Below are 25,068 nucleotides of genomic sequence, written 5' to 3'. Positions count from 1 at the left end.
ATAGGAGTTCAAATGATCAGTAAACGTGCTTCCCTGGGTTTAAAAGTCATTGCGCACATCGCCAGCACCCCAAGCCACAGAACCACTACGGCGGACTCCCTCGCTACTGCTACAGGTGTTTCTTTGTCTTACATCGAAGGCATTTTGAAAGATGCCAGAGAGTTAGGTTTAGTGCAGGCAACTCGTGGGCCTGGTGGTGGCTACAAACTGGTTGCATCCTTGCATGACCTCTCAGTCTGGGACGTCATCAGTGGCTTTGGTTTTTCCAATGCGTGCACCCACAAAACCCAATCTTCACCGGAGTGGCTTTTAACCAATCTGGTTTCTGAACAGGCGCATCAGTTTGAAAAAGAATTTCTTCAAAATTACCTGCTTGTCGATTTATTGAGTGAAATGCCTGAATCGGCTTCTTCAAAGCCAAGCAAGTCTATGGCCATGAACTTCAAACCACTGCCTGCAGCACTGATACCTGTAGCCCCCAACTCTGTTTTTAACCTGTCGAATTTTTTAAATTTACAAGCTGCTTAGAAATCACTTTTTACAAAACAATTTGCTTGGTTGGCATTGCACCTAAAATGACCCAAGTCTCGGATACATATTGATTTTTAACTCCTAACAGCGAATTTCTCGACATGAACAAACTCCTTTCATCCTTTGTGTGCGCCCTTACTTTGGCCATTTCAGCCATGACGCACGTACAAGCTCAGACCACCTTCAGGGTGACTACCATTCCCGAGGAAGCGGCTACCGAGCAGATTCGCAAGTTCACCCCGCTTGCCACTTACTTGGAAAAGCAACTGGGCATGAAGGTTCAATTCACCCCAGTGACCGACTACCCCGCTGCCGTGGAGTCGCTGGTTAACAAAAAAGTCGACCTGGTTTGGTTTGGTGGCTTTACTTTTGTTCAGGCCAGCATTCGTTCCGGTGGCAAAATTGTGCCTTTGGCGCAGCGCGAGGAAGACACCAAGTTTCAGTCGGTGTTCATTGCCAAAACCAACTCTGGTATCAAGAGTTTGGCAGACATGAAGGGCAAGCAGATATCTTTCGGCTCCCAAAGCAGCACCTCTGGCCATCTCATGCCAAGAAGCTTTTTGTTGCAAGCCAACATCGATCCTGAAAAAGATTTCAAGCGCGTTGCTTACAGCGGTGCGCATGATGCCACCATTGCTTCCGTGGTGAGTGGCAAAGTTGATGCGGCTGCGCTAGACATTACAGTTTGGCAAAAATTTGTGACCGAAAACAAGGTCAACACTCAAGATGTGAATGTGTTTTTCACCACACCAAGCTACTTCAATTACAACTGGTCTGTGCATGCTGACATGCCCATTCAACAACGCGAAAAAATCAAGGCGGCCTTGCTCGCACTGAACCCTGCCAACCCAGAGCATGCCGAAATACTGAAGCTCAATCGCGCCACCCGCTATGTGTCTACCTCGCCTGAAAATTACAAAGGTTTAGAGTCTGCTGCTCGCAGCGCGGGCTTACTCCAATAAACGGGTATTTCACCCGTGAACATTGAGCTTCAGGGCCTTCAGGCTCGCCACCCATCTGCAGCGGCCAATGCACCTCCGGCTTTGCAAGGGATAAGCCTTCAACTCAGCGCCGGTGAGCAGGTGGCCATCATCGGCCCCTCTGGTGCCGGCAAAACTAGCTTGCTGCAAGTGCTTTCTTGTGCGCAGCAACCCACCGGTGGTGAATTGCTTTTGGGGGGGCAATCACCCTGGCGTTTGTCAAGCCATGAGCTTCGTCTCTTGCGCGGTCGATTGTTTCTAGCGCCTCAAGTGCCGCCCTTGCCACCGCGTCAACGAGTTGTGACCTCGGTTTTAGCAGGTCGATTGCCAGCCATGAGCTTGGCTGCCAGCTTGCGCTCGCTGTTTTATCCAGCAGACATTCCAGCAGCCTACGAAGCTCTCAGCCACTTTGACCTGAGTGACAAGTTGTTCGACAGGGTAGACCGCCTTTCTGGTGGAGAGCGGCAACGTGTTGGATTGGCCCGTGCTTTGCTATCGCCCGCCAGTTTGTGGTTGATTGACGAGCCTTTGTCTGCGCTTGATCCAATGCGCGCTCGCATCGCCATGACGGCATTGGTGAGGCTTGCGCGTGAGCGACAAATCACCATGGTTGCCACCTTGCATCAGGTCGACATGGCCCTGACACACTTCGATCGCATCATTGGTTTGCTTAAAGGCCAGATGGTTTTTGATTTGCCATCTGCAGAGGTTACCCGAGAACGGCTTGCAAACTTGTATGAACAGCAAGAGCAAGATGACGAACAGGCGCAAGAGTTTGGGCGCGATGCCCTACTGGCTGAGTCTGATCAAAACTCGCTTGTGCCTGCGCCTGTCGTGATGCACTGCCGCTAAGACCAGCAGGTTTTTTTACTGGCCTGTGAATATGTCTGCTACCAACTTGCCCCAAGCCAATCTAGCAATAGCAGGCAAGCTTCGCGATCCAGATTTTTCCTCAAGAATTTTTTGGCTGACTTTTGCCCTGTTGCTTCTCTGGCCACTGGGTGTGGCCACCGAATTTCGCCCATGGGTGTTGTGGGAGCCTGAAAATCTAAAAGTAAGTCGCGATTTTTTGGCCAGCTTTTGGCCCTTGGTCTACAACGCTGAATTCATGCAAATGGTTGTCAAAGAAACTTGGCGTACTGTTGCCATGGCAACCGCAGGCGTCACTCTGGCTTTGATGTTGGCTATACCCATGAGCTTGATGGCGACTCGTGTGTTGTCGCTGTCTGCGTTGACGGGTCGAATGGATCGCTGGCCGGCTGTGCTGCGCTGGTGCGTGCGCGCCACTTTGATCTTGTTGCGCAGCATTCCTGAACTAGTATGGGCACTGGTCTTTGTGCGCGTTGTAGGCCTAGGTCCAACGGCGGGTGTTCTTGCCATTGCACTCACATATGGCGGCATGCTTGGAAAAGTTTATGCCGAAATCTTGGAAAGTGGCGAGAGCCATGCCACCCACACCCTGATGCGCAACGGCAGTGGACGTCTGCAAGCCTTTGTTTACGCCTTGCTTCCCACTCATGCTGCCGAGTTGGCTTCCTACACGGTGTACCGTTGGGAATGCGCTATTCGGTCATCGGTCGTATTGGGTTTTGTGGGTGCAGGAGGATTGGGTCAGCAGTTAGACAATTCAATGAAGATGTTCAATGGCGGCGAAGTTGCCACTTTGCTCCTGATTTTCATTGTGCTGGTGGCATTGGCCGACAGTGTGAGTGCCTGGCTGAGGAGGGCTTTGTCGTGAAACCCAAGACCTCAGTCGAGCTTTTGTCAAAATCCTTTTACCGAGAGGCGGCCAACCCACCCTACAAACTGCCGCCACCCTTGTTCAATGCCAGATGCAGAGCTTGCTGGTTCAGCGTCGCTTTGCTGCTGCTGGTTGTTGCAAGCTTTGTGTCTTTGAATCTAGATTGGGCGGCCTTTGCTTCACTAGAGGCTGGCCGCAGCATGTACCGGTTTATGGCGGAGTTTTTTCCGCCCGACCTATCGCCTAAGTTTGTCAATAAGGTTGTGTTGGCAGCATGGGAAACACTGGCCATGTCAGCGCTTGGCACCATCATGGCTGCAGTTTTGGGCTTGGCCTTAGCTGTGCCCGCAAGCCGAATCTCTCAACAAGACTCAGCTTGGCTGCGCAGCCCCACCCATTGGCTGCTGAACGCCTTGCGAGCCATTCCCGAATTGGTTTGGGCGGCACTCTTGTTAATTTCTGCAGGCCTAGGACCCATGGCAGGCACCCTGGCTCTGGCCCTTCACACAAGCGGTGTGTTGGGACGGCTGTTTGCAGAGGCTATGGAAAACATACCCACCGGTCCTGGTGATGCGTTACGCACGCAAGGGGTGGGGCCGTTGCGCGTATTTGCTTACGCCACTTTGCCACAGGTCTTGCCGCAGTTAATGAGTTATACCTTGTACCGCTGGGAAAACAACATTCGAGCTGCCGCCGTTTTGGGGGTTGTGGGTGCTGGCGGCTTGGGACAGATGTTGTCATTCAATATGGGTTTGTTTCTCATGAACAAGACCGCGACAATTTTGGGTGCAATGCTGCTCATGGTGGCATGTGTCGATGCGCTGAGCTTTGGTCTGAGGCGATGGCTAAACCGTTAATCCAACACATTCAAAGAGAGACTGATGCAATTCAAAGAGCCCCTGTTTTTTGACATACACAAAGAAAACAAAGATGCCAATGTTCAAGAACTGAGCCAAGGCTTGCTTTGCCCTCAGGCCACCTTGTCCCCCAAGTACTTTTACGATGAGATGGGTTCGGTCTTGTTTGACGCAATTACCTTGCTGCCTGAATACTACCCAACCCGAACCGAGTTGCAGATTTTCACGCAACAAGCGCACGACATTCATGCGCAATTTCCCAAGCAGGCCACATGGGTTGACCTTGGTTCCGGCAATTGCGAGAAAGCAGTTAATTTGTTTTCTCACTCCATGCCCTCAACTTATATTGCGGTTGATATTTCTGTTGACTATCTCTCTAACCACTTAAAAGATTTACAGGCCAAATACCCTGAAGTCGATGTGGTCGGTGTGGGCATGGATTTTTCAAATTCCCTTCAATTTCCAGAAAAACTTCAACAACAACTGACGCAAGAGCCGCTGCTAGCTTTGTACCTTGGTTCCAGTTTGGGAAACTTCAATCCCACAGAGGCTTTGTATTTTTTGGAAAGAGTTGCCGTTCTTTGCAAAAAAGGTCAGCCGGGTTCAGGACTCATCATTGGCATTGACTTGGTGAAAGACACTGGCTCACTAGAGCGAGCCTATGCAGATGACTTAGGCGTCACTGCTGCCTTTAATTTGAACGTGCTCAGAAGAGCCAATCAATTGTTGGGTTCAGATTTTGATGTGCGCGATTGGCAGCACATTGCACTTTTTAATGTGCAAGAGTCGCGCATCGAAATGCATTTGCAAGCCAAACGAAATCTAACTGTTCAGTGGCATGGCCAGCAACGCTTTTTCAAACAAGGCGAAACCATCCACACTGAAAATTCTTACAAATGGTCGATTGACAATTTCACGGCTCAATTGCACAAGTCGGGATTTACAAGCGTTCAGCATTGGACAGATCAAAAGTCGCAATACGCTTTGTTTTGGGCCAGTTAGCCAGAAGGACTTTGATCGATATCGATCAAAGAGCGCAGGTTCTAAAGCCTGAATAAATATCGTCGCGTTCTGGCGTAAAGAAATTTCGATAATTGACATGCCGCAAGAACGAGTGAGTGGTATGAGAGGCGCCTCTTAATACTTTGTGTGTTCCAAACCAAGGCTCTGAATACTCGGTGTAGGGGTGTGCCACAAAGCCGTCATAGGGTGTGAATGTGTCTTGAGTCCATTCCCAAACGTCACCCCACTGAAAGCCTTCGATTGTTTTGGCCGCGCAATCCCACTCTGCTTCTGTAGGTAAACGGCACTGGGCCCAAGCACAGTAAGCTTGAACATCGTGCCACGACAGGTGCACTGCTGGTGTATGCTTGTTCAAAGGCAGCCACTTACCAAAAACCTCTGTTTCAAAATCAGTGTTTGTTTTTCGAATGTATTTTGGAAGCCTATACCCCGTGGCATTGGTAAATTCTAAATACTGCGACCAATTGACAGGCTGCAATGCAATATCAAAGGCTTGAATCGTGCAACTCTTTTCTTTCAATTCGTTGTCAAAGCAAAATGAATTTTCATTCACATCAAGATTTGAAATCTGAGAACCTAGCTTCCAAACTTGTGATGGCACGTGTGCAGTGTTTTCATTCGATTGACTTTGTTGTGGGCTTATTTGTGTTGTTTGAAGCTTCTCATGATGTTCAGCCCTTTGCTGCCAATGTGCTTTGAAGGGCAGACCCAATGATTGCGCCATATAGGCACTTGCCTCTAAATGCATGGCCTCATGCTGCAGCACCAGCCAATAGAAATAAAGCGCGGGGCTGTTGTCATTTTCTTGTTGCAAAAGGACAAGTGTTTGAGCCAAAGTCTCATTGGCGTATGCAATGCATTGTTGTGGCGTTAAGAGCTTTAAATCCCAGCGCGTTGCGTGAGCAACCTTGGCACTGTCGAACCACACATCGGCTTCGGAGAGAATCGATGCGTTGCGAGCCAGCGAAACATCGCAGGCTAGACCTTTGGAGCGTTGTAAATTGCGACCAATCCAATATTCTTGAAACCATGCCACATGCCCTAATTCCCAGACCGGCGGATTGAGCCCTGCTTTGTGGGGGACGGTGAGCATGTTATTGCTCAAATAGCAATCAAATGAGTTGAGTGTCTGCTCACGAAGGTGTGCAAGAGCCTTTGACAGTGTCAGGATATTTACATGACGCATTGATTGCTTTTGTCCTTTTCGATATGCTTGGTTGGTGAATATGAAACAAGCTACTCGTCCGAAGTTACTTCAAAAAAAGATGCTTAAATCAGAAGTTACTCGCCCCCAATCTGCCAAACAAACCGTTGTCATTGTAAGTCCAGCCCTTGCCAGTGCCAACAACGGTAACTGGCAAACAGCCAAGCGTTATCGCCAGCTGTTGAGTTCGAATTTTCGGGTTCGCCTTCTTAGTGAGTGGGACGGCTCAAAACTAGACACGGTTTTAATTGCATTGCATGCGCGTCGCAGTCATTCATCGATTGCAGCTTGGCATGCAATGCATGGCTCCCAAGGTTTGGTGGTGGTGCTAACGGGTACTGATTTGTACCGCGATATCAAGCACGACGAAAATGCTCAACAATCCCTCCAGTTTGCCTCACGGCTGATCGTGTTGCAGTCCATGGGGCTGCAGGAATTGCCGGAGTCACTCCAGGCCAAAACATCGGTGGTTCTGCAGTCAACCACATCCCGTTTGACCTTGGCTAAAACAAGGCGTACTACAAGAGTTGTGATGGTGGGCCATCTGCGTGAGGAAAAATCGCCGCGCACTTTGTTTGAAGCTGCAGCACTGTTAGCGAAGCATCGGGATATTCAAATTCAGCACATTGGTGCCGCGCACGATCAAGCGTTGGCAAATATGGCTGAAAAAACCGCATCCCTTTACCCCCAATATCAGTTTAAAGGTGCCTTAAGCTACCCCCAAACTCGCCATCAAATTCAGCTTGCCCACGTGCTAGTTCATACCAGCGTGATGGAGGGTGGGGCGCACGTGATCATGGAAGCTATTTGCAGTGGGGTTCCTGTTATTGCATCGCGCATAGCTGGAAATGTGGGGATGCTTGGCGAAGACTATGCAGGGTTGTTTCCAGTGGGGGACGCCACGGCCCTTGCCAACATGCTTGTTCGTTTTCGCCAAGACGCCCATTTTGCAAGTTTGTTAAAAGCCCAATGCGCTCAGCGCGCGCCTTTATTTTCAGCTGAGCACGAACGCAAAGCCTTGCTTACAATTGTAGAAAGCGCCATTGCGGCGCGTCTTTTGGCTTGAGTCTTTGGGGCTTCAAGCGACCCCTATTTTTTGCATCAAGGAAATTCCATGAATCAGTCTGAACCCCGGTTGACCTCACTCTCGCATGGCGGCGGCTGTGGTTGCAAAATTGCCCCTGCAGTTTTGTCCGAAATTCTCAAAGGCACACTCCAAATGCCGATTCCACCAGAATTGATGGTCGGTATTGCCACTGCAGATGACGCGGCTGTTTACAAGCTCAACGATCATCAAGCCTTGATTGCAACCACTGACTTCTTCATGCCCATCGTAGATGATCCTTATGATTTTGGGCGTATTGCGGCTACCAATGCCATTAGCGATGTTTATGCCATGGGTGGAAAGCCCATCTTGGCATTGGCTTTGGTAGGAATGCCAATCAATGTATTGTCAACAGAAACCATTGGAAAAATTCTGGCAGGCGGTGCTTCGGTCTGCAACACAGCAGGTATTCCTATTGCCGGCGGTCATACCATTGATTCAGTTGAGCCCATCTATGGTTTGGTTGTACTGGGATTGGTTCACCCTGATCGCGTTAAACGAAACGATGGCGCTCGCGTTGGCGATGTCATGGTGCTAGGCAAGCCTATTGGTGTGGGTGTTTTGTCAGCTGCGCTTAAAAAAGAAGTTCTCGATGCCGCCGGCTATGAGTCTATGATTTCAAACACCACCAAGCTCAACACGCCTGGTCCTGAGTTGGCTGAATTAAAAGGCGTACACGCACTCACAGACGTCACAGGGTTTGGTTTGGCTGGTCATGCCCTGGAAATTGCGCGAGGTGCCAAGCTCACGGCCTACATCAAATGGGCTGATGTGCCTTTGTTGCCCAATGTGCCTGTTTTGTTTAAAGATGGCAATGTGACTGGCGCGTCAGGTCGAAACTGGGATGGCTATGGCAAGGAGATTAGCCTTGACAGTGGCTTACCGGCCGAATGCCAAGCTCTTTTGTCCGACCCTCAAACAAGCGGTGGCTTGTTGGTCACTTGTTCGCCAGATACAGTGCCTGAGGTTCTGGCTATTTTTAACCGGCATGGCTTCCATGACGCTGCCGTTGTGGGGCATATTGGTGAAGCGCAAAATTCACGCTTGATTGTCAACGCCTGAATTTGCTGAGCCATGCAGGGCGAGGGCTAATTCGTCAAACGCTAAGTCGGCTGCAATGGCCAGCAGCCCCACCATCATGGCACCTTGTAGAACATAAGCTGTATTAAAGCCAGACAGACCAATGATGATGGGCAAGCCAAGTGTTTTGGCGCCCACAGTGGATGCAATGGCGGCAGTGCCTATGTTCACGACAACGGAGGTTCGCACACCAGCCAGCCAAAGTGGAAGGGCCAATGGCATCTGAACTTCAGTCAATATTTGCCGTGGCGTCATGCCCATCGCGCGCGCTGAATCTAGCACGGAAGGTGGCACTGAAGCCAGTCCTGCCATAGTAGCCTGAAGCACTGGCAGAACACCAAAAATTGACAAGGCAATGAGCGCAGGAAGCTCGCCAAAACCAACAGCTGGAACCGCCACTGCCAACACTGCCACGGGCGGAAAAGTTTGACCCATACCGGCCAGCATTTCCATCGCCGGTTTGAAGGCGAGCCCCGTTTTGCTCGTGGTGGCCAGTGCTGCTACTGTTGCAATGATCACAGCAATAGAACTCGACACCAACACCAGCCCAATGTGCTGCCACATTAACACTGACATTGGCTCTTGCAAATAAACCGGACGCGCTAGGTCGGGAAATAAAGCTGCAAACAGCGGCTGAGAATAAGGCAAACCATAAGCCAGCAGCAAAAGTGCGCCCAAGCTCAAGCTCAAGCCCAGCCGCTTAGCACCTCGGCCAGGCGCTTGAGCTGGATAAGCGAGCAACTCAGACATGATTGTTCTCTAGCAAATCGGCGGCCCGCACCTGCCCCAGCAGTGTGCCGTCTTCTTTCAGTACGCACAGCGCAGACACATGAAGTGTTGCCATACACGAAATGGCTTCTCTGAGTGTGGCTGAATGGGCGATGACGTGAGTGGGTGGCGTGCCTTCAATCGGTATGACATAGGGAGCAATGGACCGAAATGAAAGTTGTTGCAGCCCCAAATCTGCGCGCCCCAAGAAATTGACAACAAAGTCGTTGGCAGGTTGCTGCAGCAATTCAAGGGGTGTGCCTAGCTGCACGATACGCCCTTGATTCAGCAGCGCGATGCGTGTTGCCAGCAACATAGCTTCATCGATGTCGTGGGTGACAAACAGGATGGTTTTACCGGTTGATTGCTGAATCTGTTGGAGCGCCACTTGCAAGGCGGCTCGCGTTACTGGGTCGAGAGCGCCAAAGGGCTCGTCCATGAGAAGCACATCTGGATCGGCGGCCAGTGCTCGCGCTACGCCGACCCGTTGCTGCTGTCCGCCCGAGAGTTGGTGCGGATAGCGATTGGCGTATTGCGTGGGATCCATTGCTAGCAATGTTAGTAACTCATTGACACGCGCTTCCACACGTTGGGAATCCCATTCCAAAAGCTTGGGTACAGTGGCAATATTCTGAGCAACAGTTCTGTGTGGAAATAAACCCACTGACTGAATAGCATATCCCATGCGACGCCGCAGGTCTTGCACGTTAAAGCTATTGACTTCTTGGCCCTGGAAAAAAATTTGGCCTTCATCATGGCTGACCATGCGGTTGATCATTTTGAGAATAGTCGATTTGCCAGAACCTGAGGGTCCCAGCAGTACCAGTAGTTCGCCCTTTTGGATCTCTAAATTGAAGTCTGCAATGGCTGCTTGTGCACCATAAGACTTGCGAATATTTTGAAACTTGATGATCATGGGCTTGTCCAGAATAAGGAACCCAGCAATTTAAATGCAGTGTCTGCCAACATGGCCAGAAGCACGATGGGGATCACACCCAGTATGACCAGTTCGTTGGCAGCACTAAAGAGCCCGTCAAACATAATTTGACCCAAACCACCAGCACCCACGAGAGCAGAGACTGCCGCTAGGCCTGTGGTTTGTACCACTGCAGTTCGCAATCCTATGAAAAGTGCAGGCAGTGCCAGTGGCAACTCTACTTCCCACAATATCTGGCGCGATGACATGCCCATAGCGCGGGCCGCATTAACAGCCTCTGCAGGAACTTGCTCTAAACCAGCCAGCGCCGAGCGAGCAATGGGCAGCAAGGCATACATCAGCAAGGCGAGCACTGCCGGCGCAATGCCAACACCGCCAATGCCTGCGCGGCTTAAAGCTGGCCATTGCAAAGCTATCCAAGCCAATGGTGCCATGAGCAGGCCAAACAGGGCAATAGATGGAATGGTTTGAAGCACATTGAGAACTGGAAAAATTGCTTGACGCAATTCTCTATTCTTGGACATGCGCCAGGCCAGCAGCAAACCAATGACCAAGGCTGGTGCGACGGCCAGCATCACAATTTGAAGATGACGCAAAATGGCAGGCCCAAAAACATCGCTGTGATTGGCATATTCCTGCGCGATAGACAAGTTCAAACCCTGACTCAATGAAAGTAATAGCGGCAGCAATAGCGCAATTTGTAAAAGCAGGCGCGGGAGTGTTGTTAATTGAAGTCGATCCGCGGCATCAATGCCAATCAACCAGGCCAAAGCCCCCAGCGCCCAGAATCCAGCGCCCAATGCTGTGCGAGCAAAAGAATTTTGGGTTTCAATTGCGTTGTTGGCAATGTGGCCTGCTAGCAACCACAAGCAGGCAAGGGCAGCGGCCATTGCCAAAAAAACCAAAACTTGAGTGATGCGCTTTCTGGGTTGCAAAGCTGCCACGCTCAGCAGAGTGAATAGGGCCAAAAGCAGCGGAACGATCAGTTGACCATTGAGATGCAACAAGGCATCACTTAAAAAAACAGGCTCGCCAGACACAAGTCGATTTGGCGCAACTCGCACAAAGGGCAAGCCGTACGCGGCACCAAGTGCTAGTAGCAAATAGAGCGCCAGCACCGGATTGCAGCGATGGACAAGCGAGAGTCCCATTGCGATGCTTATTTCAGAAATCCCTTGCTTTGGAGATGGCCGGTTGCCACTTTGCGTGGATCTTGGCCTTCCAGTTGAATGCGTGCATTCAGCATTTGCAGGGTGGTTGTATCGAGGGATTTGAAGATGGGAGCCAAAATGGTGGCAATAGCGGGATAACGCTTGAGAACTTCCTCACGCACCAACGGTGCTGGGGCATACACGGGCTGCACACCTTTTGGGTCTTCCATAACGATAAGACCTAAAGCAGCCAAGGATCCGTCGGTACCGTAAGCCATGGCTGCGTTCACCCCTGATGTTTTTTCTGCGGCAGCTTTGATTGTGGTTGCTGTGTCACCGCCTGCCAAAACAAGCGCTTGGTCAGCACGCAGTTTAAATGCGTAGGCAGCCTGGAATGAAGGCATGGCGTCTGTTCGCTCCATGAACTCAGCCGATGCAGCCAATTTAAATGTACCGCCCTTGGTGATGTGGCGTCCTAAGTCTTCCATGGTGCGAAGTTGGTTGGCAGTAGCGAGGTCTTTGCGCACAGCGATTGCCCAGGTGTTGTTGGCATTGGCAGGTTCAAGCCATACGATTTTATTTTTTTCAAAATCGATTTTTTTGGCCAATTCGTAGCCTGCTCTCAAGCTCTTCCACGCTTGATTTTTTTCAGCACCCAGCATGAAAGCACCGTTGCCTGTGTATTCGGGGTAGAGATCAATCTCACCCGAAAGAAGGGCGGTGCGAACAATCTTGGTGTTGCCAAGCGATAACTTGTTTTCAGTTTTGATGCCGTTGGCTTCAAGCGCAAGCACAATGATGTTGCCAAGTAACTTGCCTTCGGTATCTATCTTTGACCCCACACGCACAGGTCCCTGGGCATGGGCTGAACAGAAGGCAAGCAGGCCTATTCCGCATATCAGCAAAGCGCGGCGTATGAGGTTCAAGGGCAGAGACATATTGAGGTACCTTACAAGACAAGTCTCGTAAAATACCACAATGGCTTCGCTCAAGTTAAATGTAGCCTTGAGCGCTTGCTTAAGCGTTTTTGCCAGTGCCTACCATTTGCATGGCCGAAGCGATGAGTCCTGATACCTCTGTCATATTGCTTGGCACGATGAGCGTGGTTTTGGAGTCTTGAGCCACTTTGCCATAGGCGAGAACAGCTTGCTCGGCCACTTTTAGTTGTACAGCTTGTTCGCCGCCAGGCTTTTGAATGGCGGCCGCAATGCGCTCAATGGCTTGCGCGGTGGCTTCTGCCACAGCCATGATGGAAGCGGCATCGCCCTCTGCTTTGTTAATGACAGCCTGTTTTTCACCCTCTGAGCGCGCTATGAAGGCTTCACGTTCACCCGTGGCAATGTTGATTTGTTCTTGTCGACGACCTTCAGACGCGGCAATAAGGGCTCGCTTTTCGCGTTCTGCTGTAATTTGCGATTGCATGGCATGCAAAATTTCGGCAGGCGGTGTGAGGTCTTTGATTTCGTAGCGCAATACTTTGACGCCCCAGTTGAGGGCTGCTTCATCAATGGCGGCAACTACTTGCGCATTGATGATATCGCGCTCTTCAAAGGTTTTGTCGAGCTCAAGTTTGCCAATCACGCTACGCAAACTGGTTTGAGCCAACTGCGTGACTGCAATGATGTAGTTGGAAGAGCCATAGCTGGCAAGCTTTGGATCGGTGACTTGGAAATACAAAATACCATCGACTTGCAATTGCGTGTTGTCGCGCGTGATGCAAACCTGACTGGGAACGTCGAGTGGAATTTCTTTGAGGCTGTGCTTTTGGATGACTTTGTCTATGAAAGGCACCACAAAATTAAGACCAGGTGTGAGGCTAGCGTGGTACTTGCCCAATCGCTCGACCACCCATGCGTTTTGCTGTGGCACGACCTTGACTGTTTTGATGATAAACAAGACCGCAATGGCCAAGAGGACGATTGCAATTTCCATGATTTTTCTTTCTAAGTAGCTGACGTTGACTTAACTTTTGTGCAGCACCAAAGTGTTGCCTTGAATATTTTGAATTTGGTAAACACCCAGTTCTTGCGGAACTCCCTCTGCACAAATAGCCGTCCAGTTGGCGCCCCTGTGCTTTACTTGTGCGGTTCCGTTGCTGAGCCATTCATGCACTTCCACGGTTTCACCCACATCTAAGTGCTGAGCAGGAATTTCTTCTGGATGAGACTTCAATTTTTGCAAGGAATAAATGCGCCACAAAATAACGGCCAGTCCACCGACCACCGACCCTGTGATCAGTTGTGTTGTGAAACCTAACTGAGCGTGGGCAGCGATGGCACCTGCTGCGGCGCCAATGGCGAGCATAAGCAAGTAGAAAGTGCCAGTCATAAGCTCTATGCCAACAAGCGAGCCTGCAATGAGCCACCAAATAGTTGATTCGTTCATAACTGAGATGTCCCTTTAACTAAAGTATCTCTATTGTCTCATCGTGCCACGAATTGGCGGCCAATTTGTAGATTCCGCTCGTTTGAAAGGGATTGCAAGCTTCTTCTGAATGCTTGTTGTTTAACTGCCGTTTTGATGGAAGCATTCTTTTTTTAATTATCATTAGCGTGTGAATGAAAAATTATTGATCAACTTTAGCCCTTGGCGCCTGTCTGTAGCGCCCATGATGGACTGGACCGATCGCCATTGCCGATTTTTCCACCGTCTGCTGTCGCAAAACACATTGCTTTACACCGAAATGGTCACCACCGGTGCAATCCGTCACGGCAGTGTTGAGCGCCATTTGCGCTTTAATGCCGAGGAGCATCCTGTGGCTTTGCAGTTGGGCGGCAGCGACGCCGCCGACTTGGCCTTTGCCGCCAAGCTGGGTGAGCAGTGGGGCTACAACGAAATCAATTTGAACTGCGGCTGCCCCAGCGACCGTGTGCAGCGCGGCGCTTTTGGTGCTTGTCTCATGAACGAGCCACAGTTGGTGGCCGATGGCGTGAAGGCCATGGTCGATGTGGTCTCGGTGCCAGTCACCGTGAAGCACCGCATTGGCATTGACCAAATTGAAAGCTACGATTTTGTTCGTGACTTTGTGGGTACAGTGAAAGAAGCAGGCTGCAGTGTGTTCATTGTGCATGCGCGCAATGCGTGGTTGCAGGGTTTGTCGCCCAAACAGAATCGCGAAATTCCACCTCTGCGATATGAGTTGGCCTACCAATTGAAAAAAGATTTTCCTGCTCTCACCATTGCCATCAATGGTGGCATCACCACCAATGATCAAATCGAAGCGCACTTGAATGAGGTTGATGGCGTCATGCTGGGTCGTGAGGCTTATTACAACCCTTGGCTCTTATCCACATGGGATGAGCAATTCTTTAAAGCGCCTGCATCAGTCATCACGCGAGAAGCGGTGGAAGAGGCCATGGTGACATACATGGAGCGGGCTTTCAAAGAAGATGCATGTCCTTGGTATGCCATAGCACGCCATATGCTGGGTCTTTACCATGGGCAAAGAGGCGGGCGCTTGTGGCGTCAGGTTTGGAGCAATCACAAGCTCAAACCTATGCCGCCTCGAGAAGTGATGGCCATAGCGCGAGTGGCGTTGGCCAAGGGCGCAGAGGTGCCCGCTTAGGGTGAAGTACTGGCAGCCGTTAGACCATTGGCAAAATGCTCACGCATGCGCGCTGAAGTGGCCAAGGGGTCTTTGGCCAACAAAGCGGCCATGATGGCTTGATGTTCTTGAAGCGACTCCGTAATTCGCCCTGTTTTAAACAGCGAGTTGTGCCTGTTGAGCTTCATCACTTTGCGCAAATCGGCAACCATTTGATCGCGCCATTTGTTTTGCGAGAGCTCTAGCAAACACATGTGAAACGCTTCGTTCACTTCAAAAAACTTGTCGTGTTTTTCTTTGCCTGGCTTGCCTGCAGCTTCTAATTCAGAATGAAGTGATTGAAGTTTCTTAAAGTCTGCAGGGGAAGCAGTTTGGGCTACCACTGCGGCTGCATCGCTTTCTAATAGGCTAAGCAAGTGATAAACATCGCGCAGATCTTTTTCAGAAACTTCTGTGACGTAGGCGCCGCGTCGAACCTTCATGGTGATCAAGCCTTCAGCCGCCAAAACCTTCAAGGCTTCCCTCAAAGGGGTGCGGCTGATGCCGTAGGCCTTGGCAATTTGCAGCTCATCAATCCAGCTGCCGGGCTCTAGTTCTCCACTGAAAATGCGCTGCCGAATGAGTTCGGCAACTTCTTCATAAAGCGCACGGGGCGCCAAGGATGGGACGGCTACAAGAACGGACATGGTGGATAAAACGTTGAAATTGGCCTAAAGTGGGCGTTTTGCCGATTGTAAGGCAGGTACAATATTTTGCATCAATAATTATGAATCATATTCAGGATTTGTCGAAATGACCCAGGCCAAGAACGAGTTCAAGAACGCCCAACTAGAAGATTGGATGCGCGCCGCACAAAAGTCTGCGCCCGGTGGCAACGTCGAAGCCCTCAACTGGAAAACGCCTGATGGCATTTCGGTCAAGCCTTTGTACACGGCAGAAGATACAGCGGCTTTGCCATATGCCAACACCTTACCAGGCTTCGAGCCTTTCTTGCGTGGCCCTCAAGCCACCATGTACTCGGTGCGCCCTTGGACCATTCGCCAGTACGCCGGGTTTTCTTCTGCAGAAGAGTCCAATGCTTTCTATCGCAAGGCTTTAGCAGCCGGCGGTCAAGGTGTGTCAGTGGCGTTCGATTTGGCCACTCACCGCGGCTACGACTCAGACCATCCTCGTGTCACTGGCGATGTGGGTAAGGCTGGCGTGGCCATCGACTCAGTTGAAGACATGAAAATTTTGTTCGACCAGATTCCCCTCGACAAGGTGTCTGTGTCCATGACCATGAACGGCGCGGTATTGCCCGTGCTGGCAGGCTACGTGGTAGCCGCCGAAGAGCAGGGCGTGAGTCAAGACAAATTGTCTGGAACCATTCAGAACGACATTCTGAAAGAGTTCATGGTGCGCAACACCTACATTTACCCACCCGAGCCGTCGATGAAAATCATTGGCGACATTATTGAGTACACGGCTAAGAATATGCCGAAGTTCAACTCAATTTCCATTTCGGGTTATCACATGCAAGAGGCCGGTGCCAATCAGGCCCTTGAGATGGCCTTTACGCTGGCAGACGGCAAAGAGTATGTGAAAACTGCCATTGCTAAAGGCATGGACGTTGACGACTTTGCAGGCCGCTTGTCCTTCTTCTGGGCGGTGGGCATGAATTTCTATTTGGAAATTGCCAAGATGCGCGCGGCGCGTTTGCTCTGGTGCCGCATCATGAAGGGTTTCGATGCCAAGAACCCCAAAAGCCTTATGCTGCGCACGCACAGCCAAACGTCTGGCTGGTCGCTCACCGAGCAAGACCCCTACAACAATGTGGTGCGCACCACCATTGAAGCCATGGCTGCTGTGTTTGGCGGTACGCAATCGTTGCACACCAACAGCTTTGACGAAGCCATTGCTTTGCCCACAGAATTTAGCTCTCGTATTGCCCGCAACACGCAGCTAATCATTCAAGAAGAGACCCACATTACCAACGTGATTGACCCATGGGCTGGCAGCTACATGATGGAATCGCTCACACAAGAAATGGCCGACAAAGCTTGGGCCATCATTGAAGAAGTGGAAGCCATGGGCGGCATGACCAAGGCTGTAGACAGCGGTTGGGCCAAGCTCAAAATTGAAGCAGCCGCCGCAGAAAAACAAGCACGCATTGACTCTGGCAAAGACGTCATTGTGGGCGTCAATAAATACAAGCTGGCCAAAGAAGATCCCATCGACATCTTGGCCATCGACAACGTCAAAGTGCGTGATGGTCAAATTGATCGCTTGAAGAAAATTAGAGCCACACGCGACAGCGCCAAGGTGCAAGCTGCATTAGATGCACTCACCGCGTCAGCTGAAAGTGGTCAAGGCAATTTGCTCGACCTCAGCATTCAAGCCATTCGATTGCGCGCCACGGTGGGTGAAGTATCCGATGCGCTCGAGAAAGTTTTTGGGCGCCACCGCGCCGATACGCAAAAGGTGACTGGTGTGTACGCTGCTGCCTACGACTCAGCCGAAGGCTGGGACCAACTGAAAAAAGAGATCAACGAATTTGCCGATGCCAAGGGCCGCCGTCCACGCGTCATGATCAGCAAGTTGGGTCAAGACGGTCACGACCGCGGCGCCAAAGTGGTGGCTACCGCGTTTGCCGATTTGGGCTTTGACGTCGACATGGGCCCCTTGTTCCAAACACCCGAAGAGTGCGCCCGACAAGCCATTGAAAACGACGTGCACGCAGTGGGCGTTTCTACCTTGGCTGCAGGCCACAAAACTTTGGTGCCTGCCATCATTGAAGAACTGAAAAAGCAGGGTGCAGACGACATCATCGTGTTTGTGGGTGGTGTCATTCCCCGCCAAGACTACGACTTTTTGTACGAAGCGGGCGTGAAGGGCATCTACGGCCCTGGCACTCCCATTCCAGCCAGCGCCAAAGATGTTTTGGAGCAAATTAAAAAGGCTTTAGGTTGAGGCCTCAAGACCTGATTCAAGGTGTCTTGCAGGGTCAGCCTGCGGTACAACGCCGCGCCATGGCCAAGTCCATCACCTTGCTCGAGTCCACGCTGCCTGCAGATCGTTTGCTGGCGGATGAATTGCTCACCAGCTTGTTGCCGCATTCTGGCAAGTCATTTCGCCTCGGTATCAGTGGTGTACCTGGCGTGGGTAAGTCAACCTTCATTGAAGCCCTGGGCTTGTTTTTAATAGCGCAAGGTCACCGTGTGGCGGTGTTGGCCATCGATCCTTCGTCCACTGTTTCTGGAGGCTCCATCTTGGGCGACAAAACCCGCATGGAGCAACTCAGCGTTCACGAGAAAGCCTATATCCGCCCCAGCCCTTCCAGTGGCACTTTGGGCGGTGTGGCTGAAAAAACCCGCGAAGCCATGTTGGTGTGCGAGGCCGCAGGTTATGACGTGGTCATTGTGGAAACTGTGGGGGTAGGGCAGAGCGAAACCGCAGTGGCCAATATGACAGACATGTTTGTACTCATGCAATTGCCAAATGCCGGTGACGATTTGCAGGCCATCAAAAAAGGTGTGATGGAATTGGCCGACTTAGTGGTCATCAACAAAGCCGACATTGACGCCTCAGCAGCTACTCGCGCTGAAGCTCAAATTACCAGCGCCTTGCGTTTACTGGGCATGCACGGTCATCCAGACCATGCGCATTTTGATGAAGAAATTTGGCATCCAGAAGTGATTCAAATTAGCGCACTTTTGAATCAAGGCGTTGACAGCTTTTGGCACCGCATATTGAAATTCAAACGACTCCAACTTGCCAATCAAAAGTTTGAGCGGCGCAGGCAAGGTCAAGCCCAATCTTGGATGTGGGAACGCATCGATGCTGGCTTGAAACAGAATTTCAGATCACAGGCCAATGTTCAGGCACTGTTGCCTGAGCTTTCACAGGCGGTGATTTCAGGCAAAGTGCCTGCATCCACTGCGGCAAGACAACTCCTGGCCGCTTATCAAGCGACTGGTTTTCCTCAAAATTGACACATCCTGAACAGAAGAGAAGAAAGTTAATCATGCAAGACATCATTGAACAACTTGAAGAAAAGCGGGCTGCAGCACGCATGGGCGGTGGACAAAAGCGCATTGATGCTCAACACGCCAAAGGCAAGCTCACAGCACGTGAGCGCCTAGAGGTGTTGATAGACGAAGGTACCTTTGAAGAGTGGGACATGTTTGTTGAGCACCGCTGCACAGACTTTGGCATGCAAGACAACAAAATACCAGGTGACGGCGTAGTCACTGGCTACGGCATGATCAATGGCCGATTGGTGTTTGTGTACAGCCAAGACTTCACGGTGTTTGGTGGCGCCTTGTCTGAATCGCACGCAGAGAAGATTTGCAAAATCATGGACCAAGCCATGAAGGTGGGCGCTCCCGTTATTGGCCTCAACGATTCAGGCGGTGCGCGAATTCAAGAGGGCGTGGCATCTTTGGGCGGCTATGCAGAAGTGTTTCAGCGCAATGCAATGGCCAGTGGTGTGATTCCACAAATCAGCATGATTATGGGTCCATCGGCCGGTGGTGCGGTGTATTCGCCTGCCATGACCGACTTTATTTTCATGGTGAAAGACAGCTCTTACATGTTCGTCACGGGCCCTGAAGTGGTTAAGACCGTAACCCACGAAGAAGTTACAGCTGAAGAATTGGGTGGTGCCTTTACGCACACCACCAAGAGCGGTGTGGCCGACATGGCGTTTGAAAACGACGTCGAAGCCTTGCTCATGCTGCGCCGTTTGTACAACTACTTGCCCTTGAACAACCGCGAAAAAGCGCCTGTTCGCGCCAGTGGTGACCCTACAGACCGTCAAGACAATAGCTTGGACACACTGGTGCCCTTGAATGCCAACCAAGCCTACGATATGAAAGAGCTCATCTTAAAAACCGTTGACGACGGTGACTTCTTTGAGCTGCAACCCGACTACGCTAAAAACATTCTCATTGGTTTTGCGCGTATGGCAGGCCAGACCGTTGGCATTGTTGCCAACCAACCTTTGGTGTTGGCTGGATGTTTGGACATCAAGAGCTCCATTAAAGCCGCACGCTTTGTGCGCTTCTGCGATGCCTTCAGCATTCCAGTGATTACCTTTGTAGATGTGCCTGGCTTCATGCCCGGTACTTCGCAAGAATATGGCGGCATCATCAAGCATGGTGCCAAGTTGCTCTACGCATACGCAGAGTGCACTGTGCCAAAAATCACGGTCATCACGCGCAAAGCCTATGGCGGTGCCTACGACGTGATGGCCTCCAAGCATTTGCGCGGCGATGTGAATTTCGCTTGGCCCAATGCTGAAATTGCCGTGATGGGCGCCAAAGGCGCTGTGGAGATTATTTTCCGCGAAGACAAAAACGATCCTGTGAAGTTGGCTGCGCGTGAAGCCGAATACAAAGACCGTTTTGCCAATCCCTTTGTAGCAGGTGCGCGCGGCTTCATTGATGACGTGATTCAGCCGCACGAAACACGCAAGCGCATTTGCCGCTCACTGGTGATGTTGAAAGACAAGAAAGTTGAAAACCCATGGCGCAAGCACGGCAACATTCCACTCTAAGTGGCTTGACCGATATCGCTTGAACCTCATACGCCATTAGGAGAAATACATGTTTACCAAAATTTTGATTGCCAACCGCGGTGAAATTGCATGCCGCGTGATTGCAACGGCCAAGAAGATGGGCATTGCCACAGTTGCCGTTTATTCCGAAGCCGACAAAGAAGCACGTCATGTGATGCTGGCCGATGAGGCCGTGTTGTTAGGCCCAGCCCCATCGCGTGAGTCTTACTTGGTAGCCGACAAAATCATTGCAGCTGCCAAAGCCACAGGCGCACAAGCGATTCACCCCGGCTATGGTTTTCTGTCTGAAAACGAAGCGTTTTCTAAACGCTGCGAAGATGAAGGCATTGCCTTTATTGGCCCCCGTCACTTCTCTATTGCCGCCATGGGCGACAAAATTGCTTCTAAGAAGTTGGCCAACGAAGCCAAGGTCAATACCATTCCAGGTTACAACGAAGCCATTGACACGGCTGAACAAGCCGTTGAAATTGCCAAAGGCATTGGCTACCCCGTCATGATCAAAGCTTCCGCAGGTGGGGGTGGCAAAGGTTTGCGCGTGGCCTTCAACGACAAAGAAGCCTTTGAAGGTTTCACTTCGTGCCGCAACGAAGCGCGCAACTCTTTTGGCGATGACCGCGTGTTCATTGAAAAGTTTGTAGAAGAACCCCGTCACATTGAAATTCAGGTGTTGGGTGACAGTCATGGCAACGTGATTTATTTGAACGAGCGCGAGTGCTCAATTCAGCGCCGTCACCAAAAAGTGATTGAAGAAGCGCCTTCACCCTTCATCAGCGATGCCACTCGCATTGCCATGGGCGAGCAAGCAGTGGCTTTGGCAAAAGCCGTGAAATACCAATCTGCAGGGACTGTGGAGTTTGTGGTGGGCAAAGACCAGAGCTTCTACTTTCTTGAGATGAACACCCGCTTGCAAGTGGAACACCCCGTGACAGAAGCCATCACAGGCATTGACTTGGTGGAGATGATGATCCGTGTGGCCAATGGCGAAAAACTGCCCATGACCCAAGCCGATGTGAAGCGCAACGGCTGGGCCATTGAGTGCCGCATCAATGCAGAAGATCCTTTCCGCAACTTCTTGCCTTCCACAGGCCGCTTGGTGCGCTTTCAAACGCCTGTGCAAACCATGTTCCAGTCAAACACCCAAGACCTGTTGGGCGTTCGAGTGGACACGGGTGTACAAGAGGGCGGCGAAATCCCCATGTACTACGACTCCATGATTGCCAAACTAATTGTTCATGGCACTGACCGCAACGAGGCCATTGCCAAAATGCGCGAAGCTCTCAACGGATTCATCATTCGCGGCATCAGCTCCAACACTCCCTTCCAAGCAGCTTTGTTGGCACATCCCAAGTTTGTGGCTGGCGATTTCAACACAGGCTTCATTGCAGAAAACTATGCTCATGGTTTCCGCGCTGAAGACGTGCCTCACAACGACCCCGATTTCTTGGTTGCTTTGGCAGCATTTGTGCGTCGCAAATCACGCGAGCGTGCAGCCAACCTCAGCGGTCAATTACCTGGCTATGACGTTCAAATTGGTCATGACTACAGCGTGATTGTGTTGGGCGCCAAAGGCGACAACCGCTACATCGGAGTGCACGTTGATGAGTTTCGTGGTCAGAGCGGCAAAGCCATTATCAAGGTGGGTGAGAACCACTACATTATTGAAAGCCGTTCGCGCTTGAACGATGTGCGAATCAGTGGCACTGTCAATGGCAAGCCATTTACGGCTCAGGTTGAGCGTGGCACGCCTAAGAATCCATTGGCTTTGCAAGTTCAACACAATGGTACCCGCATTGAAGCGCTTGTGGTTTCGCCGCGCATGGCTGAATTGCATCAAATGATGCCCTTCAAAACACCGCCAGACATGAGCCGTTTTGTGTTGTCGCCCATGCCAGGTTTGCTGGTCAATGTGGCTGTTGCGCCTGGTCAGAAAGTTCAAGCTGGGGAGCGTGTGGCTGTGATTGAAGCCATGAAGATGGAAAACATTTTGTTTGCAGCGCACGACGGCGTGGTTAAAAAAGTCATGGCTTCACAAGGCGAGTCATTGACGGTAGACCAAGTGATTGTGGAGTTTGAAGCATGAAAGCCACACAACGTCCTTTCAAAGTCTTAGGCATTCAACAAATAGCCATTGGTGGTACCGACAAAGTCAAGTTGCAAAAACTCTGGGTTGACTTGTTCGGTTTGGAAATGACAGGCACCTACAAAAGCGATCGTGAAAATGTTGATGAAGACATTTGTGCCATTGGCTCGGGTCCTTTCAAAGTAGAGGTCGATTTGATGCAACCTCTTGACATTGAAAAGAAGCCTGCGGTGCACACAACACCACTGAACCATGTCGGTCTGTGGGTCGACAAATTGCCAGAGGCCGTGGAATGGTTAGGGCAACAAGGTGTTCGTTTTGCGCCTGGCGGCATTCGCAAAGGCGCTGCAGGGTTTGACATTTGCTTTATTCACCCTAAGGGCAACGAGGAGTTGCCCATTGGTGGCGAGGGCGTTTTAATTGAGTTGGTTCAAGCGCCAGAGGAAGTGACTAAAGCATTTGCGGCATTGGCAGCGCAGTACGCCTAAGCACGCAACTTACTTCACTTGCCGAGCTTTGGCTTTTGCCAAAGCCGCTTCAATAATGGCTCGCTTGCGAGCCATTTCTGTTTCTGCGTTTTCGTTTGCATAGGTATGAGTTTCTAGGTCCGCCAGTTTCATGGCGGCTTTGGCTTCAAGCCTGCGTGCATGCTCGCGTTCTTCATGCACCAACCTAATTTGTCGAGACTCGTAGCGTTGGCGAGCTTGAGCTGCCAGTTCTGTAGACCACGCATTCCAACCAGTTTTGTTGCCCGAGACAGGCACCATCTCAATGCAATCGACAGGACATACGGGTAAGCACAGATCGCAACCTGTGCAAGCCGATTCAATCACGGTGTGCATGACCTTGTGACTGCCCAAAATAGCGTCTGTAGGGCAGGCCTTGATGCACAGCGTACAGCCAATGCACCAAGCTTCGTCTATGACGGCCACAGTCATGGGGCCTTCTTGGCCATGTTCAACATTCAGAGGCACAACGGGCTGACCCGTGAGCTCTGCCAAGATGGCTACGCCTTCGGCGCCACCCGGTGGACATTGATTGATGGGAACTTGGTCTGATGCAATGGCCTGCGCGTAGGCCTTGCAATCTGGATAGCCACACCGAGTGCACTGCGTTTGAGGCAGCGCATCTAGGATGCGGTTAGCCAGCGTGCTCACTTTTGACGAGCGGGCGCTTTTTTGGCAACTACTTTGGCTGTTTTCTTGGCTGGTGCTTTTTTAGCGGCGCTGGTACCGTTGTGCGCCAAAATGAATTTGACCACTTCGGGGTACACCACATCGCGCCAACGGCGACCACTGAAAATACCATAGTGACCGGCACCTGGCACTTCCAAGTGCTGGCGGTTTTTGGGTGCAATGCTGCTGCACAAACCATGAGCTGCTGCTGTTTGACCAGAACCAGAAATATCGTCTAACTCACCTTCAACGGTGAGCAAAGCGGTGGTCTTGATGTCTTGTGGGCGGACCAGCTCTTGTTTGCCTTTGACGCTTTTTACATCCCATGTGCCATTCACCAATTTGTAGTCTTGGAAAACGGTCTTGATGGTTTCTAAGTAATAGTCGGCATCCATGTCGAGCACTGCGTTGTACTCGTCGTAGAACTTGCGGTGCGCTTCAGTGCTAGCGTCATCGCCTTTGATCAGATCTTTGAAGTAATCGTAATGGCTTGAGGCATGGCGATCGGGGTTCATGGCCACAAACCCGGTGTGCTGCAAGAAACCAGGATAAACGCGGCGGCCAGCACCTGGGAAGTTGCCGGGCACTTTGTAAATCACATTGTTTTCAAACCACTCAAAGCTTTTGTTCATGGCCAAATTGTTGACAGCTGTTGGCGATTTGCGCGCATCAATGGGGCCGCCCATCATGGTCATCGTCAAAGGTGTGGTTTCCCCGCGTGATGCCATGAGTGACACAGCAGCCAACACGGGTACCGTGGGCTGGCAGACGCTAATCACATGACAGTTGCCGTACTTACTTTGCAAATGTCGAATGAACTCTTGAACATAGTTCACATAATCATCAAGGTGAAACTCACCCTCAGTTAAGGGCACCAAACGAGCGTTTTTCCAATCGGTGATGTAAACCTTGTGATCTTTCAACATGGTCTTCACGGTGTCACGCAGCAGAGTGGCGTAGTGGCCCGACAAAGGCGCCACAATGAGCACAGCGGGCTGACCCTTCAGCCCAGTCAAAGTTGCAGCATCGTCGCTAAAGCGTTTAAATCTGCGCAACTCGCAGAATGGTTTGTCAATTTCAATGCGCTCATGAATGGCGACATCGACATTGCCAACTTGCACAGTGTGAATGCCAAACTCGGGCTTGACATAATCTTTGCCCAAGCGGTGCATCAGTTCATAGCCTGCCGACATGCGGTGAGCCAATTGCGATTGGCCGAAGGGGTTCAGCGGATTGCTGTACATCTTGGCGGCGGTATGGGCCAAGTCTGCAAAGGGCTCCATGAAAGAGCGTTGAGTTTCGTAGATTTGGTAAAGCATGGCTTGAAACCCCTTA

Annotated in this window: 24 protein-coding genes; 14 read left to right on the top strand and 10 right to left on the bottom strand. The window is 51.1% G+C overall.

Annotation, left to right across the window (positions count from 1 at the left end):
- The first annotated feature begins 12 nt into the window (after positions 1-12).
- The 6 genes from B9Z32_RS11165 to egtD all read left to right on the top strand — a co-directional run bounded on the left by B9Z32_RS11165 (position 13) and on the right by egtD (position 5,111).
- Positions 13-528, top strand: coding sequence for an Rrf2 family transcriptional regulator (locus tag B9Z32_RS11165; protein WP_108421487.1), 516 nt, complete (start codon positions 13-15; stop codon positions 526-528).
- A 104-nt stretch (positions 529-632) separates the two neighbouring features.
- On the top strand, positions 633-1,493 hold the full coding sequence (locus B9Z32_RS11160; protein WP_108421486.1) for a putative selenate ABC transporter substrate-binding protein: 861 nt from the start codon (positions 633-635) through the stop codon (positions 1,491-1,493).
- A gap of 15 nt (positions 1,494-1,508) precedes the next feature.
- Positions 1,509-2,363, top strand: a complete 855-nt coding sequence (locus B9Z32_RS11155; RefSeq protein WP_108421485.1) for a phosphonate ABC transporter ATP-binding protein — start codon at positions 1,509-1,511, stop codon at positions 2,361-2,363.
- A 31-nt stretch (positions 2,364-2,394) separates the two neighbouring features.
- A complete protein-coding gene (locus B9Z32_RS11150) occupies positions 2,395-3,249 on the top strand; it encodes an ABC transporter permease (protein WP_108421484.1) in 855 nt (284 codons plus the stop codon).
- On the top strand, positions 3,246-4,109 hold the full coding sequence (gene phnE, locus B9Z32_RS11145; protein ID WP_369909929.1) for a phosphonate ABC transporter, permease protein PhnE: 864 nt from the start codon (positions 3,246-3,248) through the stop codon (positions 4,107-4,109). Before B9Z32_RS11150 ends, phnE begins: the two co-directional genes overlap by 4 nt.
- Before the next feature lie 24 nt (positions 4,110-4,133).
- Positions 4,134-5,111 (top strand): L-histidine N(alpha)-methyltransferase, encoded by a 978-nt coding sequence (gene egtD, locus B9Z32_RS11140; protein ID WP_108421483.1) that lies wholly within the window; start codon positions 4,134-4,136, stop codon positions 5,109-5,111.
- A 25-nt stretch (positions 5,112-5,136) separates the two neighbouring features.
- On the opposite strand, the gene senA is transcribed toward egtD, so the two are convergent.
- Positions 5,137-6,318 (bottom strand): selenoneine synthase SenA, encoded by a 1,182-nt coding sequence (senA, locus tag B9Z32_RS11135; protein WP_108421482.1) that lies wholly within the window; start codon positions 6,316-6,318, stop codon positions 5,137-5,139.
- 40 nt (positions 6,319-6,358) lie between these two features.
- Here senA and senB point away from each other — a divergent pair, with 40 nt between their 5' ends.
- Both senB and selD read left to right on the top strand, forming a co-directional pair.
- Positions 6,359-7,402 (top strand): selenoneine biosynthesis selenosugar synthase SenB, encoded by a 1,044-nt coding sequence (gene senB / locus B9Z32_RS11130; RefSeq protein ID WP_233248254.1) that lies wholly within the window; start codon positions 6,359-6,361, stop codon positions 7,400-7,402.
- A 48-nt stretch (positions 7,403-7,450) separates the two neighbouring features.
- Complete coding sequence (gene selD / locus B9Z32_RS11125) at positions 7,451-8,503, top strand: selenide, water dikinase SelD (protein ID WP_108421480.1); 1,053 nt, start codon at positions 7,451-7,453, stop codon at positions 8,501-8,503.
- On the opposite strand, the gene B9Z32_RS11120 is transcribed toward selD, so the two are convergent.
- The 6 genes from B9Z32_RS11120 to B9Z32_RS11095 all read right to left on the bottom strand — a co-directional run bounded on the left by B9Z32_RS11120 (position 8,480) and on the right by B9Z32_RS11095 (position 13,762).
- Positions 8,480-9,271, bottom strand: a complete 792-nt coding sequence (locus tag B9Z32_RS11120; protein ID WP_108421479.1) for an ABC transporter permease — start codon at positions 9,269-9,271, stop codon at positions 8,480-8,482. The two genes, selD and B9Z32_RS11120, sit on opposite strands and share 24 nt — an antisense overlap.
- Positions 9,264-10,205: an ABC transporter ATP-binding protein gene (locus B9Z32_RS11115; RefSeq protein WP_304598442.1), complete on the bottom strand. Its 942-nt coding sequence runs from the start codon at positions 10,203-10,205 to the stop codon at positions 9,264-9,266. The genes B9Z32_RS11120 and B9Z32_RS11115 overlap by 8 nt, the downstream gene beginning before the upstream one ends.
- Positions 10,202-11,377 (bottom strand): ABC transporter permease, encoded by a 1,176-nt coding sequence (locus B9Z32_RS11110; protein WP_108421478.1) that lies wholly within the window; start codon positions 11,375-11,377, stop codon positions 10,202-10,204. Before B9Z32_RS11110 ends, B9Z32_RS11115 begins: the two co-directional genes overlap by 4 nt.
- An 8-nt stretch (positions 11,378-11,385) precedes the next feature.
- A complete protein-coding gene (locus tag B9Z32_RS11105) occupies positions 11,386-12,315 on the bottom strand; it encodes an ABC transporter substrate-binding protein (protein WP_108421477.1) in 930 nt (309 codons plus the stop codon).
- Between the two features lie 79 nt (positions 12,316-12,394).
- On the bottom strand, positions 12,395-13,309 hold the full coding sequence (locus B9Z32_RS11100) for an SPFH domain-containing protein (protein ID WP_108421476.1): 915 nt from the start codon (positions 13,307-13,309) through the stop codon (positions 12,395-12,397).
- A gap of 30 nt (positions 13,310-13,339) precedes the next feature.
- Entirely contained in the window at positions 13,340-13,762 is a 423-nt protein-coding gene (locus tag B9Z32_RS11095; protein ID WP_108421475.1) for an NfeD family protein, read from the bottom strand.
- Positions 13,763-13,931: 169 nt separating this feature from the next.
- On the opposite strand from B9Z32_RS11095, the gene dusA reads away from it, so the two are divergent.
- Positions 13,932-14,942 carry a tRNA dihydrouridine(20/20a) synthase DusA gene (gene dusA, locus B9Z32_RS11090; RefSeq protein ID WP_255416651.1) on the top strand — a complete coding sequence of 337 codons (1,011 nt, stop codon included), beginning with the start codon at positions 13,932-13,934 and terminating at the stop codon, positions 14,940-14,942.
- Here dusA and B9Z32_RS11085 read toward each other — a convergent pair.
- Entirely contained in the window at positions 14,939-15,607 is a 669-nt protein-coding gene (locus tag B9Z32_RS11085) for a GntR family transcriptional regulator (protein ID WP_108421474.1), read from the bottom strand. The two genes, dusA and B9Z32_RS11085, sit on opposite strands and share 4 nt — an antisense overlap.
- Positions 15,608-15,713: 106 nt before the next feature.
- On the opposite strand from B9Z32_RS11085, the gene scpA reads away from it, so the two are divergent.
- From scpA to B9Z32_RS11060, 5 genes are read left to right on the top strand one after another with little or no spacing between them, the layout of a single operon-like run.
- A complete protein-coding gene (gene scpA / locus B9Z32_RS11080) occupies positions 15,714-17,870 on the top strand; it encodes a methylmalonyl-CoA mutase (RefSeq protein ID WP_108421473.1) in 2,157 nt (718 codons plus the stop codon).
- On the top strand, positions 17,867-18,892 hold the full coding sequence (gene meaB, locus B9Z32_RS11075) for a methylmalonyl Co-A mutase-associated GTPase MeaB (RefSeq protein ID WP_108421472.1): 1,026 nt from the start codon (positions 17,867-17,869) through the stop codon (positions 18,890-18,892). Before scpA ends, meaB begins: the two co-directional genes overlap by 4 nt.
- Positions 18,893-18,924: 32 nt before the next feature.
- Positions 18,925-20,457 carry an acyl-CoA carboxylase subunit beta gene (locus B9Z32_RS11070; protein WP_108421471.1) on the top strand — a complete coding sequence of 511 codons (1,533 nt, stop codon included), beginning with the start codon at positions 18,925-18,927 and terminating at the stop codon, positions 20,455-20,457.
- A 49-nt stretch (positions 20,458-20,506) separates the two neighbouring features.
- Entirely contained in the window at positions 20,507-22,558 is a 2,052-nt protein-coding gene (locus B9Z32_RS11065) for an acetyl/propionyl/methylcrotonyl-CoA carboxylase subunit alpha (RefSeq protein WP_108421470.1), read from the top strand.
- Entirely contained in the window at positions 22,555-23,046 is a 492-nt protein-coding gene (locus B9Z32_RS11060) for a VOC family protein (protein WP_108421469.1), read from the top strand. Before B9Z32_RS11065 ends, B9Z32_RS11060 begins: the two co-directional genes overlap by 4 nt.
- Before the next feature lie 9 nt (positions 23,047-23,055).
- Here B9Z32_RS11060 and rsxB read toward each other — a convergent pair whose 3' ends face one another.
- Positions 23,056-23,715, bottom strand: coding sequence for an electron transport complex subunit RsxB (rsxB, locus tag B9Z32_RS11055; RefSeq protein ID WP_108421468.1), 660 nt, complete (start codon positions 23,713-23,715; stop codon positions 23,056-23,058).
- Complete coding sequence (locus B9Z32_RS11050; RefSeq protein ID WP_108421467.1) at positions 23,712-25,052, bottom strand: polyhydroxyalkanoate depolymerase; 1,341 nt, start codon at positions 25,050-25,052, stop codon at positions 23,712-23,714. The genes rsxB and B9Z32_RS11050 overlap by 4 nt, the downstream gene beginning before the upstream one ends.
- Between the last annotated feature and the right edge of the window lie 16 nt (positions 25,053-25,068).

Source organism: Limnohabitans sp. MMS-10A-178, assembly GCF_003063375.1.
Lineage (GTDB): Bacteria > Pseudomonadota > Gammaproteobacteria > Burkholderiales > Burkholderiaceae_C > Limnohabitans_A.
The sequence above is the reverse complement of the archived record's forward strand: the minus strand, read 5'-3'. Positions and strand labels throughout refer to the sequence as shown.